Here is a 15,305-nt window from a genome sequence, read left to right on the forward strand (position 1 = left end):
TTGACGTTTCCCGGCTAGGCTGGCGCCATCAATCAAGCAGGCACCGCCGTCCGCATGACGCAAGCACCGTTTCTTTCCATCGTCGCGCCTTGTCACAACGAGGAAGAGGGTCTGCGTGAATTCTGCCGCCGCGCGGCCGCCGCTGCCCAGAGCGTTGCCGGCGATGCATTCGAGATTATCCTCGTCGATGACGGCTCGTCCGACGGCACCTGGGAGATCATTTCGGATCTCGCGGCAAAAGTGCCGCAGGTGCTCGGTGTGCGTCTCCTGCGCAACCACGGCCACCAGCTGGCGTCGACGGCGGGCCTTTCGGCTTCGCGAGGCGAGCGCGTTCTTCTGATCGACGCCGATCTTCAGGATCCGCCCGAGCTGCTTTTGATGATGATGCCGATCATGGAGCGCGGCGCCGACGTCGTCTACGGCCAGCGAACGCGCCGCGAAGGCGAAACCTGGTTCAAGCTCGCCACCGCTTCGCTGTTCTATCGCGCGCTTTCCAGGCTCGCTTCCGTGACCATTCCGCGCGACACTGGTGATTTCCGGCTGATGCGCCGGCGCGTCGTCGATATCCTGCTGGCGATGCCGGAGCGCGACCGCTTCATCCGCGGCATGGTGAGCTGGATCGGCGGGCGGCAGGTGGCGCTGCCTTACGAGCGGGACGCGCGTTTTGCCGGCACCACGAAATATCCGCTGCGCAAGATGATCAATTTCGCGCTGGATGCGATCACCAGCTTTTCGACGACGCCGCTGCGCATCGCCACCTGGCTCGGCATGATCAGCGCCGGCATCGCGATGGCGCTGCTCGTCTATACCTTCGTTCGCTGGCTACAGGGCGAGACGGTCACCGGCTGGTCGTCCATCATGGCCGCCGTTAGCGCGTTCAGCGCCATCCAGCTGATCTGCATCGGTATCATCGGCGAATATCTCGGCCGTCTCGTCCAGGAAAGCAAGAGGCGGCCGATATTCATGATCGAGTCCATCCTGCGCGGAAGCGAGCATGCCGAGCTGCCGGCCGCTTTTTCGGAGATGAGCGCGGGCGACAAGCGCGCTGCGCTGGATGCGCTCCTGGCATCTGGCGAGCCGCCGCGCCCGCAAAAGAACGGCCGGATTGGATAATGGACCGGATCGCCACGTCCGACGCGGTCGCAGCCAGGTCCGATGCATCGACGGTCAGGCAGGATTCCACCATTGCGATCGCCCTATTCGTCGCGTTTGCGGCGGCTCTGGTCATGCTGTTTCCTTTTCCGCCGATCCTCGATTACGCCAATCATTACGCCCGCATTTGGCTGCTTTCCGGCGGCATCGGCGAGCAGCCTTTTCCCGAGATCTATGCGGTTGACTGGAACCGCACCTTCACCAATGTCGGGATCGACCTGCTGGCCCTCTGGTTGGGGCCGCTCGTCGGGGCAGACAGGTTGGCGCGGGTTCTGCTTTTCCTGGCGATCGTGTTGCCGCCGCTCGGTGCGATCGGGTTGCACCGCGCGCTGTTCGGCGGCCGGCACTATTGGCAGATCGCCATGCTGTCGCTTGCCTGGTGCGCCACGATGGTCGGCGGCTTCATCAATTTCCAGATCGGCCTTGGCATGGCCTTGTTCTTCGCGTGCATCGACCTGCGGCTGCAGGGTGGAAATCCAGCCTGGATTTTTGCCTGGCGGCTCGCCGCCGCACTGCTCCTGACGGTGATGCACATCTTCTCGCTCGGCTTCTATATCGCGATCGTCTGCGGCCTCGAATTTTCCTGGCGCATCGACATACTGCGATCGAAGGCGGGGTTGGCGAGGCTCACCGGCCGTCTGGCGCCGGCGATCAGTGCCTGCGCCCTACCGCCACTCGCTTTGTACCTCCGCACTGCTGCCTTACCGGATGGCGGCGGGAGCGGCCTTGGACTTGCCTGGAACGATGGCCTCATACTGATCCTGATAAACCTTGTCTCCGCCATCACGACCTATGTTCCCTTGGTGGACGTCGTGCTGATTCTGCCGCTGATCTTTATCTGCACGCGGGCCGCACGTGCGGGGGACATGCAAGTGCATGCGGGGCTCGCCGTTACCGCCTGCGGATTGTTGCTTCTTTCCTGTATTTCGCCGCGACACGCTCTCGGCACCGGCTGGATCAGCTGGCGCTTTCCGATCATGACGGCGCTCGTCGCCATGGCGATGGTGTGTCCGTTTGCCAATTTAAGGCGCCGGCAGGCGCTGTCGCTGGCGCTGATCGTCAATCTCGCGGTGTTCGGCCGAGCCGGCTGGATCGGCTGGAATTCGTGGCTGGCGCAGAAAGATGTCGCGGCTGTCGAGGCTGTGCTGAAAAAGCTGCCTGCCGGCGCTGCCGTGCTGCCTCTGGGGCATGAACCGGAGGCTGTCAGCAGCCTTGTCCATTCCAATCGGCACTTTGCCTGGGGATTGGATACCTTCCGGCATCTGCCGACGCTCGCCGTGCCCTTGTCGCATGCTTTCGTGCCGACGCTCTTCACGGCAAAGGGCAAACAGCCGCTTTCCGTCCTGGCGCCGTGGTCGGAAATCGCGGTTCCCGAGGGCAATCTGGTGTCGATCGGCGTACTTTCATGCCCGGCAATGATGCGGCAGTATGAGGGCTTTACGCCCTATCTTTCGGATTGGCGCAGGCGTTTCGATTTCATCCTCGTCGCCAATGCCGATATCCCTGACCGCTACGTCGGCAGCTCGATGCCGGCGGGACTGACGCTTGTCGAGGATGCCGGTTTCGCCAAGCTTTATGCGGTCGATAAGATAATGCCGGCGGAACCTCTCTCGATCCCGGCGGGTTGCGCCAGAGCGTCTTAGACTAGGCTACCGATGCCGTGCATGTTCGGCTCTACGAACTTCCGCTCGTCCTAAGCTCGCCAGCAAGCTGTTGTGCTTGCCGTGCCGTGTCTTCATCGCAAATCAACACGTTGCCGAGACCGGACAGCAGCACGGCCGCGATTGCCTGCGCCTTGTTCAGCCCGCCTGACGCGAAGACGACATTGGGAATGGCGCGCAGCGCTTCCAGCTCTGGAGCGATCGCGCACCTGTTTATCGCATGGTCGATCGGCTGCCCCTTCTTATCGACGAACTGGCCGAGCACGTCACCACAGGCACCGGCTGCGAGCAACTCCTCGATGTTGATGTTGCGTGGCAAGCCGTAGCGCATCAGCAGCGAACGCTCGGTCATGTCGCCGATGCTGAGCACGATGACGTCATTGGTCTCGATCTGTCGAAAGGCCGATTCAAAAACATCCTGCCGGATGATCGCCGTCCGCGATTCCGGGCTGCCGGCATAGATCGGTGCAGCAAGATAGGAGCATTCCGCATTGAGCTGGCGGGCAAGGTCGCTTGCAATGTCAAAGGTATTGATTTCGATGCCGTGCGTCAGCCCGCCCATGACCGAATTGACGCAGATGTCAGGCCGTCTGAGCGAGGGCATATGTCGCACCATTTCGCGGAGGGTCGCTCCCCACCCGACGCCAACGCCGCGGATATTGCCGGCGTTCAGCAACTGGACGAGATAATCGGCGGCCGCCTGGCCGAGCAGGACGGGAATGAGCTCCTCGTCCTCCGGTGTCGGTACGATGATCGCGCGATTGAGCGAGAATTCCGCCGCCAACTGCTGTTCCAGGGCGACGCAGGAGGTCAGCCGGGAATTGAGAGTGATCGTCACGAGGCCGGACCGGCGCGCCTCGGCGATGATCTTGTTGACGCGAAGCCTGTTGGTCGAAAGCGCTTCTGCGATTTCGCCCTGCGTGCGTGCCTCCATGTAATAGAGCCAGACCACGCGCACCTGCATCTGCTCGTCCGAGAGCGCTACGGGCGCGGAAGAAGCACTTCTGTTCTGTGACATGCGATAATCTGCGCCTCCGCTTCGACGCCATGGATCTCAAATCCCCGGAGCTTGTCAATCGCAGGGGCCCGTCGTCAGCCGCTTCACCTGTCAGTCGGTTCTCCGGCCGGTCGACTTGTTGAAGGGATGCAAAGCTTCCATGCCTACATGACACGAAATGCGGTCGTTTTCCCGCAGATGTCGATCAGTAGGCACGCTCGCGACGATGCGCTTCCGGCTTTCGTCGATGCGCAGATGCACGTTGTTCTCATCGCCGACGGTTTCGATCAATTCGACATGGGCATCGAACCGGAGATCATGCGCCGATCCGGCGCCGAGGTGGATCGAACCGGGTCTGATGCCGACGAGATCCGTGTCTCTCGGAAGCGCGAGGTCGCTGGGGCCGAGTTCATCCAGTTCGATCAGGTTCATCGGCGGAGAACCGATGAAGCCGGCAACGAAGACGGTTTCGGGCCGGCGATACACCTCGATCGGTGTCCCGATCTGCTCGATTCGGCCGCCGTTCATGACGACAAGCCTGTCGGCGAGCGTCATCGCCTCGAGCTGGTCGTGCGTCACATAGAGACTGGTCGTCTTGAGCTGCCGCTGCAACCTCCGAATTTCGACGCGCATTTGCACGCGAAGCTTCGCATCCAGATTGGACAAGGGTTCGTCGAAGAGGAAGGCGGCAGGATCGCGGACGATAGCGCGGCCCATGGCGACGCGTTGGCGCTGTCCGCCTGAGAGCTGACGGGGGCGTCGCTCGAGAAATTCGCCGATTTCCAGAATGTCGGCGGCGTCAGCGATCCGCCGGTCGATCTCGTGGCGAGGAACGCGGCGGTTCTTGAGTCCGTATTCGAGATTCTGCCGAACGGTCATGTGAGGATAGAGCGCGTAGTTCTGGAAGACCATCGCGATGTTGCGGTCGGCCGGATCGACCTGGCCAACGTCGTTGCCTGATATCCTGAGGTGCCCGGAGCTTATGGCTTCGAGGCCCGCAATCATCCGCAGCAAGGTCGATTTTCCGCATCCTGATGGGCCGACCAGCACAATCATTTCGCCGTCCGCGACAGTCAGATTGATGCCTTTCACTGCGGGAACCGGTCCGTAGTTCTTCTTCAGGTCGATCAGTTCGATAGCCGCCATGGTAGCCTTCCTCCGAGGTTGTCATACATTTGTAACACGCTATTGACATTTGTAACAAGTGACCCCAACCTTGTTTTATCGCCGCTCTGGGAGGGGTTGACCGGCGCTCCACGCACCGGTCGGCGAACAAAGGCAATGGAGAGGAAAACGAAATGACGGCAATGTCTTTGATAGGATCCCGTTTCGGACGGACAATCCGGTCATTCGCGGCGGGCGCTGCACTGGTGGGGCTCGGGCTGACGAATGCAGGCCACGCCAGCGCCGCCGATCGCGTCAAGATCGAATGGTGGAATGCGGCAGGCGGCCGCTTGGCCGAAATCACCACCCAGCTGATTAAGGACTTCAACGCCTCGCAGGACAAATACGAGGTTGTCGGCATCGGCAAAGGCAATTACGAGGAGACCATGGCGGCGATGGTGGCCGCCTACCGCGTCCATCAGCAGCCGGTGCTGGTCCAGGCCGCCGAGCGCGGGTTCCTCACCATGTACAATTCCGGCGCCATCATTCCGGTGCCGCAGCTGATGGAGAAGGAAGGCTACAAGGTCGACTGGAATGATTTCGTCGCGCCAGTCGCGGGCTTCTATCTGGTCGACGGCAAGCCGGCGGCGATGCCCTTCAACAGCTCAACGCCGATCTTCTGGTACAATGCCGATCACTTCAAGGCAGCCGGCTTCGACAAGCCGGGCGAGACCTGGCAGGAGCTCGACAAGCAACTGCGCGCTATCAAGGAGAAAGGTGTCTCGAAGTGCCAGATGGCGCTTGCGAACGACTTCTACTGGAGCCTGATCGAGAACTATGCGGCGATCCAGGACCAGCCTTACGGCACCAAGGCGAATGGCTTCGGCGGCCTCGACACCGAATTCATCTTCAACAAGAGCCCATTGGTGGTCGGTCAGGTGACACGCCTCAAGACGTGGATGGACGCCGGCATCCTGCAGATCGCCGGGCAGGGGCTCTCGCCAGACCAGCTGTTCACCTCCGAGACCTGCTCAACCTATGTGGCCTCCACCGCGGCCCATGCCGCCGTCGAGAGCGGCGCGAAATTCAACTGGAGCGCAACGTTCCTGCCGCATGAGGAAGGCATCGAGCCGAAAAACAGCACCATTGGCGGCGGGGCCCTCTGGGTTCTCAAAGGCAAGTCGGAAGAAGAATATGCCGGCGCGGCGGCCTTCCTGAACTTCGTCGCCTCACCGAAGACGCAGGTCTGGTGGAGCAAGCAGACAGGCTATGTCCCGGTGACGAACACAGCCTATGAGCAGGCTAAGTCCGAGGGCTACTTCAAGGACCACCCGACCCGCGAGATCGCCATTCTCCAGCTCACGCGCGGTACCCCGACAGACAATTCGCGCGGCTTCCGCTTCGGCAATCATAACCAGTCGATGGCGCTTCTGGTGGAAGAGATCCAGGGTGTCTGGACCGGCCAGAAGACCCCGCAACAGGCGCTGGATGCGGCGGCGGCGCGCGGAAACCAGATCCTTCGCCAGTATGAGCAGCTTCATGCAGCAAAGTAGAACCTTGGGAAAGATGGAAGGCGCCGCCCGGCGCCTTCGCATCCCCGATCTTCTGTCGACGGGCCGCTCGGTCGCGCAGCCGTCGGAAGGCGGATTGAAGTCCGCCCACTTCAACAAGCCGTGGCTTGCCTTCGGCCTGGTTACGCCGCAGCTGCTGATCCTGCTGTTCTTCTTTTTCATTCCCTCTTACAAGGCGCTGTCGCTGGCCTTCGTTCAGGTCGATCCCTTCGGCGGCACCGAGATTTTCGTCGGACTGACAAATTTCTACAATCTCTTCGCCAGCCCGGAATATCGCGGCAGCGCGCTGTTCACGCTCTGGTTCACCGTTGCACAGAACTGCGCGACGCTTCTGCTTGCCGGTCTCTTTGCTTTCGCGACCGATTTCGTGATCAGAGGCAGGGGGATCTACAAGAGCATCATCCTGCTTCCCTATGCGATCGCGCCTGTCATATCGGGCGTGATCTGGGCCTTCCTGTTCAATCCGGCGGTTGGGCCGATCGCGCAGCTTCTGCACGGGTTCGGCTTCGAATGGGATCCGAACCGGCGGCCTTTCGATGCGCAGCTGCTGGTGACCATCGCTTCTGTCTGGAAGAATGTCTGCTACGACTACATCTTTCTCGTCGCCGCATTGCTTGCCGTGCCTGTCTCGCTTCTGGAAGCGGCAAAGCTCGACGGCGCAAGACCCGTCCGGCGCTTCTTCACGATTTCACTTCCGCTGATCTCGCCGACGATCTTCTTCCTCGTGGTGATGAACTTCGTCTACGGCCTGTTTGAAACCTTCGGCATTATCGACGCGGTCACCCGCGGCGGCCCGGCCGGGGCGACGAACAGCCTGGTCTACAAGGTGTATCAGGATGGTTTCGTGCAGCTAGACCTCGGCTCGTCGGCCGCGCAATCCGTGCTTTTGATGCTGATCGCCATCCTCTTCACCATCGTTCAATTCCGCGCGCTCGAGCGCAAGGTCAATTACCAGGTGTAGCCATGCCCGAACGCCATCTCGGTCTTTCGATCTTCTGCCACGCCATATTGCTGATCGGCGCGGTTTTTGTCTGCCTGCCGCTCTACTTCGCCTTCGTCGCCGGCTCGCTGACCTTGCAGGAGGTTCAGCAGGCGCCGTTCCCGGTGGTGCCGGGCTCGCATTTCTTCGAAAACCTGGCCGCCGCCTGGCAACAGGGCGAGTTCTCCCAACTGTTCCTGAATTCGATCATCGTCACCGCCGGCATCGTCGTCGGCAAGCTGGCGATCTCGCTGATCGCCGCGTTCGGCGTCACCTATTTCCGCTTCCCGTTCCGCATGACGGCGTTCTGGCTGATCTTCGTGTCGCTGATGCTTCCGGTCGAGGTCCGCATCATTCCGACCTATGAAGCGGTCGCAGATGCGGCCGGGCCGATCCGCTGGCTGGCTGGCACGATCGGCCTGTCCGGTATCGTCGAAAACCTGACCGGATACAGCATCGAAGCCTCGTTGAAATGGAACATGGTCAACAGCTATGCTGGCCTGATCCTGCCGCTGATCGCCTCCGCCTCGGCGACCTTCCTGTTCCGGCAGTTTTTCCTGACCGTTCCCGACGAACTTTGCGAGGCGGCCAAGCTCGACGGCGCCGGCCCTCTGAAGTTCTTCAAGGATATCCTGCTGCCGCTGTCGAGCGCCAATATCGCTGCGCTATCGATCATCCTGTTTCTCTATGGCTGGAACCAGTATTTGTGGCCGCTGCTCTTCACCACCGACAAGGAGATGGGAACGGCCGTCCTCGGGCTGAAGCAGCTCGTCCCGGTCTCCGACTCCGCGCCCGCCTGGAACATTGCGATGAGCGCTGCGCTGCTCGTCATGCTGCCGCCGGCGGCTGTCATTCTCTTCATGCAACGCTGGTTCACAAAGGGACTGGTGGACTCCGGAAAGTAACACGCGACATCTCAAGGATATTCAGACGATGGTGCATATCATCGGCCACCGTGGCGGCCGCAATCTCTGGCCCGAGAACAGTCTCTCGGGCTTCCGCAAACTCGCGCAGATGCCTGTCGACGGCGTGGAGTTCGACATCCACCTGACGCGTTCGGGCGAAATGCTCGTCATTCACGACCCGACGCTGGAGCGCACAACGGATGCGCGCGGGCCGGTCGCCGATCTCGGCTCGGGAAAACATCGTGAAATCAGCCTCAAGGACAGTGACGGGGAAGCGATCCCCACCCTGGAAGAGGTCCTCGCCGTCTTCAAGAATGCGCCCCTCGAGCTTCACATCGAACTGAAGACCCACGCCGATGGGACGCCTTACGAGGGGCTCGCCGCCAAGGCATTCGCCGCAGTCGAGCGGCTTGGTCTTATGGAGCGCTCGATCCTGACGAGTTTTCATCCCGACGTGCTCGCAGATATTCGCAAGGTCGCCCCTGGTATTCGCACCTTGTCGTCCTTCGACGCCAAGTCTGCCGAGCGTCTCGGCCTTGCGAGCGGCCTCAGCCTGATGATGCAATATTCGGATATCATCGCCGTCGAAAAGTCGCTGCTTCAGGCGAAGTGGGAGGAGATCACCAGGCTCGTGCCGCTCGACCGGCTCGGGGCCTGGGTTCCGAACGAAATGAGCGATCTCGAATATTGGCTTGCCAAACCGATCAGACAGATAACCACGGACCGTCCGGACCTCGCCTTGCAGGCGCGGGGGTGAGGCATGCTCAATAGCCGCATCGATTATCCCGGCATGTCAGGCACCATGGACAGCGTCGATCTCGTGATCTTCGATTGCGACGGCGTGCTGATCGACAGCGAACCGATTGCCAGCCGTACCCTGGCGGAAACGCTCCAAAGCGCAGGCATTGCGATCACCGCAGCGCAGGCTCATGTCAAGTTCACCGGCAATTCGGAAAGCATCATCGCCGAGATGTGCCGGCACGAATACGGGATCATCGATATCGCTACGTTGTTCGAAAAGTGGCATCTTCATCTATTCGAGGAATTCGCGCGCTCGCTGACGCCCATTGCCGGCATTGCCGAGGTCGTCAACAGTCTCGACCGCCCTAAATGCGTCGCATCGAACAGCACGATGCGGCGGCTGCGCAACAGCTTGGGCAAACTCGATCTCTGGAGCGCCTTCGGGGAAGGCGTCTTCAGCGCCGAATTCGTCTCCCGGCCGAAGCCGGCGCCCGATCTGCTGCTGCATTGTGCCGAGCGTTTCCGGGCCCGGCCGGCCAGATGCATCATGATCGACGACAGCGTTCATGGTGTGGCAGCAGCAATCGCCGCAGGCATGACGGCCATCGGATTCGTCGATCCGGCCGATCCGAGGCCGGGCCGCCGCGCCGTGCTTGATGCCGCTGGAGCCGCCGCCGTTGCGACTGGGGCGGGGGAGCTCCCCGCCATTCTGGAAAAAGTCGGAGGGAGGCTGTGATGGCGCCCCGGGCGGAGGGCGCGTTCAGCGCCAGCCTCCTTGCCATGTCGCCGTGACCGCGTAATGTCCCTGGAGGCGGGGATTTTTCCAGACAACAGACATTGAAAATCGACCGCAGCTGCTAATCAACCCGATCCTTGCCGATCCGAAACGAGAGATCATGAGCGACACATCTCATACCGCAGAAGCCGGCGCCAAATATGTCATCGGCGTCGATGTCGGCACCGGCAGCGCCCGGGCCGGTCTGTTCGATATGGCCGGCAGTATGCTTGCCTCCGCCAAGCGGAATATCAGCCTGTTTCATGAAGCCGGTTCCATCGTCGAACAATCGAGCAGCGAAATCTGGAGCGCCGTTTGCGCGGCTGTGCGAGAGGCCGTCGCCGCAGCCGGCGTCGATCCGGCTTCAGTGGTCGGGCTCGGTTTCGACGCCACCTGCTCGCTCGTCGTCCTCGGCGAAGGGGGCAAGCCGCTTCCAGTCGGGCCTTCGGAAGATCCGGGCCGGGACATCATCGTCTGGATGGACCACCGCGCCGTCCCGCAGGCGGAGCGCATCAACGCCTTCGGGCATGACGTGCTGCGCTATGTCGGCGGCCGCATCTCGCCCGAGATGGAGACGCCCAAGCTTCTCTGGCTGAAAGAAAACCGCCCCCAGGTTTTCGATGCTGCCTGGCAGTTTTTCGATCTTGCGGATTTCCTCACCTGGCGGGCAACCGGCGATCTGTCGCGCTCGACCTGCACGGTCACCTGCAAATGGACCTATCTCGCTCATGAGAAGCGGTGGGACAGCGGTTATTTCCATCAGATCGGTCTCGGCGTGCTGGCGGAGGAAGGGTTTGCCCGCATCGGCAAAGTCATTGTCGAGCCCGGTTCGGCGCTCGGCCAGGGGCTGAGCGCGGCTGCGGCGGAGGAACTCGGGCTGACGCCCGGAACTGCCGTGGCAGCCGGGCTGATCGATGCTCATGCGGGCGGTGTCGGAACCGTCGGCGCCGATCCGCGAGCCAACCTTGCCTATGTCTTCGGGACCTCTTCCTGCACGATGACATCGACGACAGAACCGTCTTTCGTGCCCGGTGTCTGGGGGCCCTATTATTCGGCGATGGTGCCTGGCCTCTGGCTGAACGAGGGAGGCCAGAGCGCCGCCGGTGCGGCGATCGACCATCTCCTCTCCTTCCATCCCGCGGCCAGCGAGGCGAGGGAGCTTTCGAAGAGCGCCGGCGTTGCGCTGCCGGTCCTGCTTGCCGACATGGCTACCCGCAAGGCGGGCCGTTCTTCCGACGCCGTCAGGCTGGCGGCCGGGCTGCATGTCGTTCCCGAATTTCTCGGCAACCGCGCGCCCTTTGCCGATCCGCATGCCCGGGCTGTTATCGCCGGTCTCGGCATGGAGCGGGATCTCGACGGCCTGGTCTCGCTCTACGTCGCAGGGCTTTGCGGCATCGGCTACGGCCTCAGGCAGATCATCGAAACACAGGCCGAGGCGGGCGTCACCGTCGACAACATCGTCATCAGCGGCGGCGCCGGCCAGCACGATTTCGTCCGCCAGGTGCTCGCCGATGCGAGTGGCAAGCCAGTGGTGGCGACGAAGGCCGAGGAGCCGGTATTGCTGGGAGCGGCCATTCTCGGCGCTGTCGCCGGCCGGCAATTTGCCGATGTTGGCGAGGCAATGAGCGAGCTCACCAAGGTGGAAAAGCGTCTTCAGCCGTCAGAGGGCGAGATTTCAGATCTTCACCGCAAGCGTTACGAAGCGTTCAAGGAGCTTCAGACTTTGGCGCGCAAGCTTCGCAGCAATGGCTGACAGCGCTGCGCGACAAATGCCGCGGACTAGTTATTGATGGCGATGATCGCCCAATGGCTTTCCTCGCAGGCGTTGTCGTCGCAGACTGCACCCATCCAGACCGCGCCATTTGCAAGCATGACTCCTTCGCTGCTGACGAAGAGATCCTCATATTGCTGGCGCCCGACAGCGCGACGGGTCTCCGGCATCACCAGATCGTCGAAATTCTCGATGAAATCCTCGGCGTTTTCGACATCATAGGTTTCGCCATCTGCCTTTACGCTCAGGGGATATTCGGCAAGGCCTGCGATGGTTTCGGCATCGCCGGTTCGCATCGCCTGGACGAGCTGGCGCAGCGGCCGGTCGAAGCCGGCGGCATCGCCGTGCAATTCCTCGATGCGGTTATAGACTTCACTATCCGACTGCGCGGCGGCGCGATCGGTGAAGGGCGTCGTTGCCAGGAGCATCGCTCCGGCTAGGAGAAGAGCAGCAGGTAGACGCGACATAGAAGGCTCCCGGCAAATGACATTATGCAGCATTATGGAATCTCAATCCGGTGTCCGCCTATCCAATTCTGGTGCGCCACCAGCCTTTCCCGTATAAAAATCTGCCGGGCCTGCTTGACGGCCTGATCGGATTGCCGCATAAAGGTTGCGAACCGTACCGTACGGTACGTATATGGGAGCCGTGACCGTGTCCGTCGATATTGCTGAGCCGAGCGAATTTTCGTCGCGCCAGAACGCCGTTCTGGAGCAGGCGCTGCGGCTGCTCGTTGATGGCGGCGAGAAGGCGCTGACGACCTCCGGTGTTGCGCGCGCCGCCAATTGCTCGAAGGAAAGCCTCTACAAGTGGTTCGGCGATCGCGACGGCTTATTGTCGGCGATGATCGCCTATCAGGCGAGCAAGGTGCGCACCTTCGAGCGCAATGGCGAACGGCTTACGGCGACGAGCCTGCACGACCATGTCGTCATCTTCGCCCGCGACCTGCTGGAAGTGCTTGCCGGCGACGTCTCGCTGGCGCTGAACCGGCTGGCGATCGGCCAATCCCACCGCGACGGCTCGAAGCTCGGCAAGCTCCTGCTCGAACGCGGCCGCCGCCAGATTGACCGGCGCGCCATGGCGCTGATCGATGCCGGCAAGAGGGCAGGGCTCCTGCGTTTTGCCGATGCCGACGAAGCCTATCACACGCTTTACGGCCTTGTTGTTTCCGACCTGCATGTGCGCATGCTGCTCGGCGAACCGGGCCTCAAGGATACCGCACGCCAGGCGGAGAGGGCGGTGACCGCCTTCCTCCGGCTTTACGGCACGGAGAAGGTTCTGGCGGAGATGCCGGCTCTCGGCTGATTTCGCCTTAATGACAGTCAACAGGACAAGCACAAGGGAAGGAACTTCAAATGCGCGTCTATTACGATCGTGATGCCGATCTCAACCTCATCAAGGCCAAGAAGGTCGCCGTCATCGGCTACGGCTCGCAGGGCCGCGCCCATGCGCTGAACCTGAAGGACAGCGGCGCCCAGAACGTCGCCATCGCGCTCAAGGCCGGTTCGCCCACGATCAAGAAGGCCGAGGCCGATGGCTTCAAGGTCATGACCGTCGCCGAAGCCGCCGGATGGGCCGACCTGATGATGATGGCGACGCCGGACGAACTCCAGGCCGACATCTACAAGTCGGACATCGCTCCGAACATCCGCGACGGCGCTGCCATCGCTTTCGCCCACGGTCTCAACGTTCACTTCGGCCTGATCGAGCCGAAGGCTTCCGTCGACGTCGTCATGATCGCCCCGAAGGGCCCGGGCCACACGGTTCGCGGCGAATACCAAAAGGGCGGCGGCGTTCCCTGCCTCGTTGCCGTTCATCAGAACGCCTCCGGCAACGCCCTTGAACTCGCTCTCTCCTACGCCTGCGGCGTTGGCGGCGGCCGTTCCGGCATCATCGAAACCAATTTCCGCGAAGAATGCGAAACCGACCTTTTCGGCGAACAGGTCGTTCTCTGCGGCGGTCTCGTCGAGCTCATCCGCGCCGGTTTCGAAACGCTGGTTGAGGCTGGCTATGCGCCTGAAATGGCCTATTTCGAGTGCCTGCACGAAGTGAAGCTGATCGTCGACTTGATCTATGAAGGCGGCATCGCCAACATGAACTACTCGATCTCCAACACGGCCGAGTGGGGCGAATACGTCACCGGCCCGCGCATCATCACCGAAGAAACCAAGGCTGAGATGAAGCGCGTGCTCAAGGACATCCAGACCGGCAAGTTCACCTCCGAATGGATGCAGGAATACCGGTCGGGTGCGGCCCGCTTCAAGGGTATCCGCCGCAACAACGACAGCCATCAGATCGAGGAAGTCGGCGCCAAGCTGCGCGGCATGATGCCCTGGATCGGCAAGAACAAGCTGGTCGACAAATCGGTCAACTAAGCTGTTTCAGCGAAGCAAAACGGAAAGGCCGGAGTAAAAGCTCCAGCCTCCAGACTGCAGATAACCCCCGCCTGAGCTGGGGGTTATCTGATTCATTGCGACATACTGAAGAAAGCTGCTCCCGAACCAAGCGGCGAGCTGCGGTTTGTTGGGAACGGAACTGGAGTTGGTCGGTTAGTGGAACCTATTCGATCTGCTTCAGGGACCAGATGTCTAAGGCCGGAATTCTTACCTTTCATCGCTGCATAAATTATGGCTCCTATTGGCAGGCACGCTGTCTGGCTGAAGGCCTCGCGTCCATGGGAGTAGAAGCCGTTCTTCTGGAACACATGTCTGATCGCGTGAACCGCGCGGAATGGCAATGCGCGCTGCAACCGCTACTTCCTGCCGCAACGCCGAAGAAAGACTACCAGCTCTACAAAGCGAAGATCCGGAAATTCTTTCAATCGTTTGCGAGCTTGCCTCTTTCATCGCCTTTTCCCTTGGAGAACCCAGCCGCGATGGACGACTATTCGCTCATCGTCGTCGGCAGCGACGAGGTGTGGAACCTTCGCCATCCCTGGTATGGCGGGTATCCGGTGTTTTATGGAGAAGGCCTGCGATGCGGGCGTCTTGTCTCCTATGCCGCGACGTTTGGAAGTCTGACATCGTCGGAGCGACTGGAGGGGTGGGCGGAAAAGCTGCGAAAGTTCTCTCATATTTCTGTCCGGGACCTCCATTCGGAGCGGATCATCCGCGAGACATTGGGAATAGAGCCCGAACTCGTTCTCGACCCCTGCCTGCAATTTCCGCAGACGATGAAGGCGAGCCGGGATGACAGGGAGGCGGCACCCTATATAGCCGTCTACGGCCACAGTTTTCCCACATGGTTTCAGGATGCAGTGCGCCGGTGGGCAGGAGACCGGGACTATCCGCTCGTCAGCATCGGCTATCGGAACGATTGGGCCGATAAGCAGTGGATTGATGCCGGCCCGGAGGACTTCGCCAGCTTTATTTCTGAAGCAAAGGCTGTCGTGACGAACTTTTTTCACGGATGCGTGTTCTCGCTTGTCAACGAGAAGCCGTTTGCATGCGTCCTCTCCGATTACCGTTCCAACAAGATTCGCGATCTAACGCGGCTCGTCCGCGCTGAAGATCATGTTCTGACCGAAGATACGACTCCCACGCATCTGGATGGTATCCTCGGCAGTCCCCTTCCTATGGGCATTTCGCAGCGGATATCTTCGCTGCGCGACACATCCAACGCCTATCTCAGCCATGCCTTGCAATAGCTC

Annotated in this window: 14 protein-coding genes; 11 read left to right on the forward strand and 3 right to left on the reverse strand. The window is 61.2% G+C overall.

What is annotated here, in order from left to right; genetic code table 11:
• Positions 1-54 precede the first annotated feature (54 nt).
• Together ACQ7C1_RS11770 and ACQ7C1_RS11775 are read left to right on the forward strand one after the other, a co-directional pair.
• Entirely contained in the window at positions 55-1,113 is a 1,059-nt protein-coding gene (locus ACQ7C1_RS11770; RefSeq protein ID WP_430958381.1) for a glycosyltransferase family 2 protein, read from the forward strand.
• The gene (locus tag ACQ7C1_RS11775) at positions 1,113-2,795 is read left to right on the forward strand and encodes a hypothetical protein (protein WP_430958382.1); all 1,683 of its coding nucleotides are present in this window, start codon (positions 1,113-1,115) and stop codon (positions 2,793-2,795) included. Before ACQ7C1_RS11770 ends, ACQ7C1_RS11775 begins: the two co-directional genes overlap by 1 nt.
• 31 nt (positions 2,796-2,826) lie before the next feature.
• Here ACQ7C1_RS11775 and ACQ7C1_RS11780 read toward each other — a convergent pair whose 3' ends face one another.
• Together ACQ7C1_RS11780 and ACQ7C1_RS11785 are read right to left on the reverse strand one after the other, a co-directional pair.
• The gene (locus ACQ7C1_RS11780; protein ID WP_430958383.1) at positions 2,827-3,831 is read right to left on the reverse strand and encodes a sugar-binding transcriptional regulator; all 1,005 of its coding nucleotides are present in this window, start codon (positions 3,829-3,831) and stop codon (positions 2,827-2,829) included.
• 90 nt (positions 3,832-3,921) lie between these two features.
• Complete coding sequence (locus tag ACQ7C1_RS11785; protein WP_430958384.1) at positions 3,922-4,956, reverse strand: sn-glycerol-3-phosphate import ATP-binding protein UgpC; 1,035 nt, start codon at positions 4,954-4,956, stop codon at positions 3,922-3,924.
• A gap of 152 nt (positions 4,957-5,108) precedes the next feature.
• Here ACQ7C1_RS11785 and ACQ7C1_RS11790 point away from each other — a divergent pair, with 152 nt between their 5' ends.
• From ACQ7C1_RS11790 to ACQ7C1_RS11815, 6 genes are all read left to right on the forward strand, one after another.
• On the forward strand, positions 5,109-6,467 hold the full coding sequence (locus tag ACQ7C1_RS11790; RefSeq protein WP_430958385.1) for an extracellular solute-binding protein: 1,359 nt from the start codon (positions 5,109-5,111) through the stop codon (positions 6,465-6,467).
• A 13-nt stretch (positions 6,468-6,480) separates the two neighbouring features.
• The gene (locus ACQ7C1_RS11795; protein ID WP_430958472.1) at positions 6,481-7,446 is read left to right on the forward strand and encodes an ABC transporter permease subunit; all 966 of its coding nucleotides are present in this window, start codon (positions 6,481-6,483) and stop codon (positions 7,444-7,446) included.
• A gap of 2 nt (positions 7,447-7,448) precedes the next feature.
• Positions 7,449-8,369, forward strand: a complete 921-nt coding sequence (locus ACQ7C1_RS11800; protein ID WP_097598029.1) for an ABC transporter permease subunit — start codon at positions 7,449-7,451, stop codon at positions 8,367-8,369.
• Between the two features lie 28 nt (positions 8,370-8,397).
• Positions 8,398-9,126 carry a glycerophosphodiester phosphodiesterase family protein gene (locus tag ACQ7C1_RS11805; protein WP_430958386.1) on the forward strand — a complete coding sequence of 243 codons (729 nt, stop codon included), beginning with the start codon at positions 8,398-8,400 and terminating at the stop codon, positions 9,124-9,126.
• A gap of 3 nt (positions 9,127-9,129) precedes the next feature.
• Entirely contained in the window at positions 9,130-9,846 is a 717-nt protein-coding gene (locus tag ACQ7C1_RS11810; RefSeq protein WP_430958387.1) for an HAD-IA family hydrolase, read from the forward strand.
• Positions 9,847-10,006: 160 nt separating this feature from the next.
• On the forward strand, positions 10,007-11,638 hold the full coding sequence (locus ACQ7C1_RS11815; RefSeq protein WP_430958388.1) for an FGGY-family carbohydrate kinase: 1,632 nt from the start codon (positions 10,007-10,009) through the stop codon (positions 11,636-11,638).
• Positions 11,639-11,664: 26 nt separating this feature from the next.
• Here ACQ7C1_RS11815 and ACQ7C1_RS11820 read toward each other — a convergent pair whose 3' ends face one another.
• Positions 11,665-12,123: a hypothetical protein gene (locus ACQ7C1_RS11820; RefSeq protein ID WP_430958389.1), complete on the reverse strand. Its 459-nt coding sequence runs from the start codon at positions 12,121-12,123 to the stop codon at positions 11,665-11,667.
• A 172-nt stretch (positions 12,124-12,295) separates the two neighbouring features.
• Between ACQ7C1_RS11820 and ACQ7C1_RS11825 the strand changes: the two genes are divergently transcribed.
• The 3 genes from ACQ7C1_RS11825 to ACQ7C1_RS11835 all read left to right on the forward strand — a co-directional run bounded on the left by ACQ7C1_RS11825 (position 12,296) and on the right by ACQ7C1_RS11835 (position 15,302).
• Complete coding sequence (locus ACQ7C1_RS11825) at positions 12,296-12,961, forward strand: TetR/AcrR family transcriptional regulator (protein ID WP_176536237.1); 666 nt, start codon at positions 12,296-12,298, stop codon at positions 12,959-12,961.
• 50 nt (positions 12,962-13,011) lie between these two features.
• Positions 13,012-14,031, forward strand: a complete 1,020-nt coding sequence (gene ilvC, locus ACQ7C1_RS11830) for a ketol-acid reductoisomerase (protein WP_064705499.1) — start codon at positions 13,012-13,014, stop codon at positions 14,029-14,031.
• A gap of 209 nt (positions 14,032-14,240) precedes the next feature.
• Positions 14,241-15,302 carry a polysaccharide pyruvyl transferase family protein gene (locus tag ACQ7C1_RS11835; protein ID WP_430958390.1) on the forward strand — a complete coding sequence of 354 codons (1,062 nt, stop codon included), beginning with the start codon at positions 14,241-14,243 and terminating at the stop codon, positions 15,300-15,302.
• Positions 15,303-15,305: the final 3 nt, after the last annotated feature.

The sequence above is a fragment of the Rhizobium sp. Nf11,1 genome (assembly GCF_050587665.1).
Lineage (GTDB): Bacteria > Pseudomonadota > Alphaproteobacteria > Rhizobiales > Rhizobiaceae > Rhizobium.

Excerpts from the sequence above, each read along its gene's own strand:
- ACQ7C1_RS11810 (WP_430958387.1), top strand. The coding sequence starts at position 9,130 with ATGCTCAATAGCCGCATCGATTATCCCGGCATGTCAGGCACCATGGAC.
- ACQ7C1_RS11775 (WP_430958382.1), top strand. The coding sequence starts at position 1,113 with ATGGACCGGATCGCCACGTCCGACGCGGTCGCAGCCAGGTCCGATGCA.
- ilvC (WP_064705499.1), top strand. The coding sequence starts at position 13,012 with ATGCGCGTCTATTACGATCGTGATGCCGATCTCAACCTCATCAAGGCC.
- ACQ7C1_RS11805 (WP_430958386.1), top strand. The coding sequence starts at position 8,398 with ATGGTGCATATCATCGGCCACCGTGGCGGCCGCAATCTCTGGCCCGAG.
- ACQ7C1_RS11795 (WP_430958472.1), top strand. The coding sequence starts at position 6,481 with ATGGAAGGCGCCGCCCGGCGCCTTCGCATCCCCGATCTTCTGTCGACG.
- ACQ7C1_RS11800 (WP_097598029.1), top strand. The coding sequence starts at position 7,449 with ATGCCCGAACGCCATCTCGGTCTTTCGATCTTCTGCCACGCCATATTG.
- ACQ7C1_RS11825 (WP_176536237.1), top strand. The coding sequence starts at position 12,296 with ATGGGAGCCGTGACCGTGTCCGTCGATATTGCTGAGCCGAGCGAATTT.
- ACQ7C1_RS11785 (WP_430958384.1), bottom strand. The coding sequence starts at position 4,956 with ATGGCGGCTATCGAACTGATCGACCTGAAGAAGAACTACGGACCGGTT.
- ACQ7C1_RS11770 (WP_430958381.1), top strand. The coding sequence starts at position 55 with ATGACGCAAGCACCGTTTCTTTCCATCGTCGCGCCTTGTCACAACGAG.
- ACQ7C1_RS11820 (WP_430958389.1), bottom strand. The coding sequence starts at position 12,123 with ATGTCGCGTCTACCTGCTGCTCTTCTCCTAGCCGGAGCGATGCTCCTG.
- ACQ7C1_RS11790 (WP_430958385.1), top strand. The coding sequence starts at position 5,109 with ATGACGGCAATGTCTTTGATAGGATCCCGTTTCGGACGGACAATCCGG.
- ACQ7C1_RS11835 (WP_430958390.1), top strand. The coding sequence starts at position 14,241 with ATGTCTAAGGCCGGAATTCTTACCTTTCATCGCTGCATAAATTATGGC.
- ACQ7C1_RS11815 (WP_430958388.1), top strand. The coding sequence starts at position 10,007 with ATGAGCGACACATCTCATACCGCAGAAGCCGGCGCCAAATATGTCATC.
- ACQ7C1_RS11780 (WP_430958383.1), bottom strand. The coding sequence starts at position 3,831 with ATGTCACAGAACAGAAGTGCTTCTTCCGCGCCCGTAGCGCTCTCGGAC.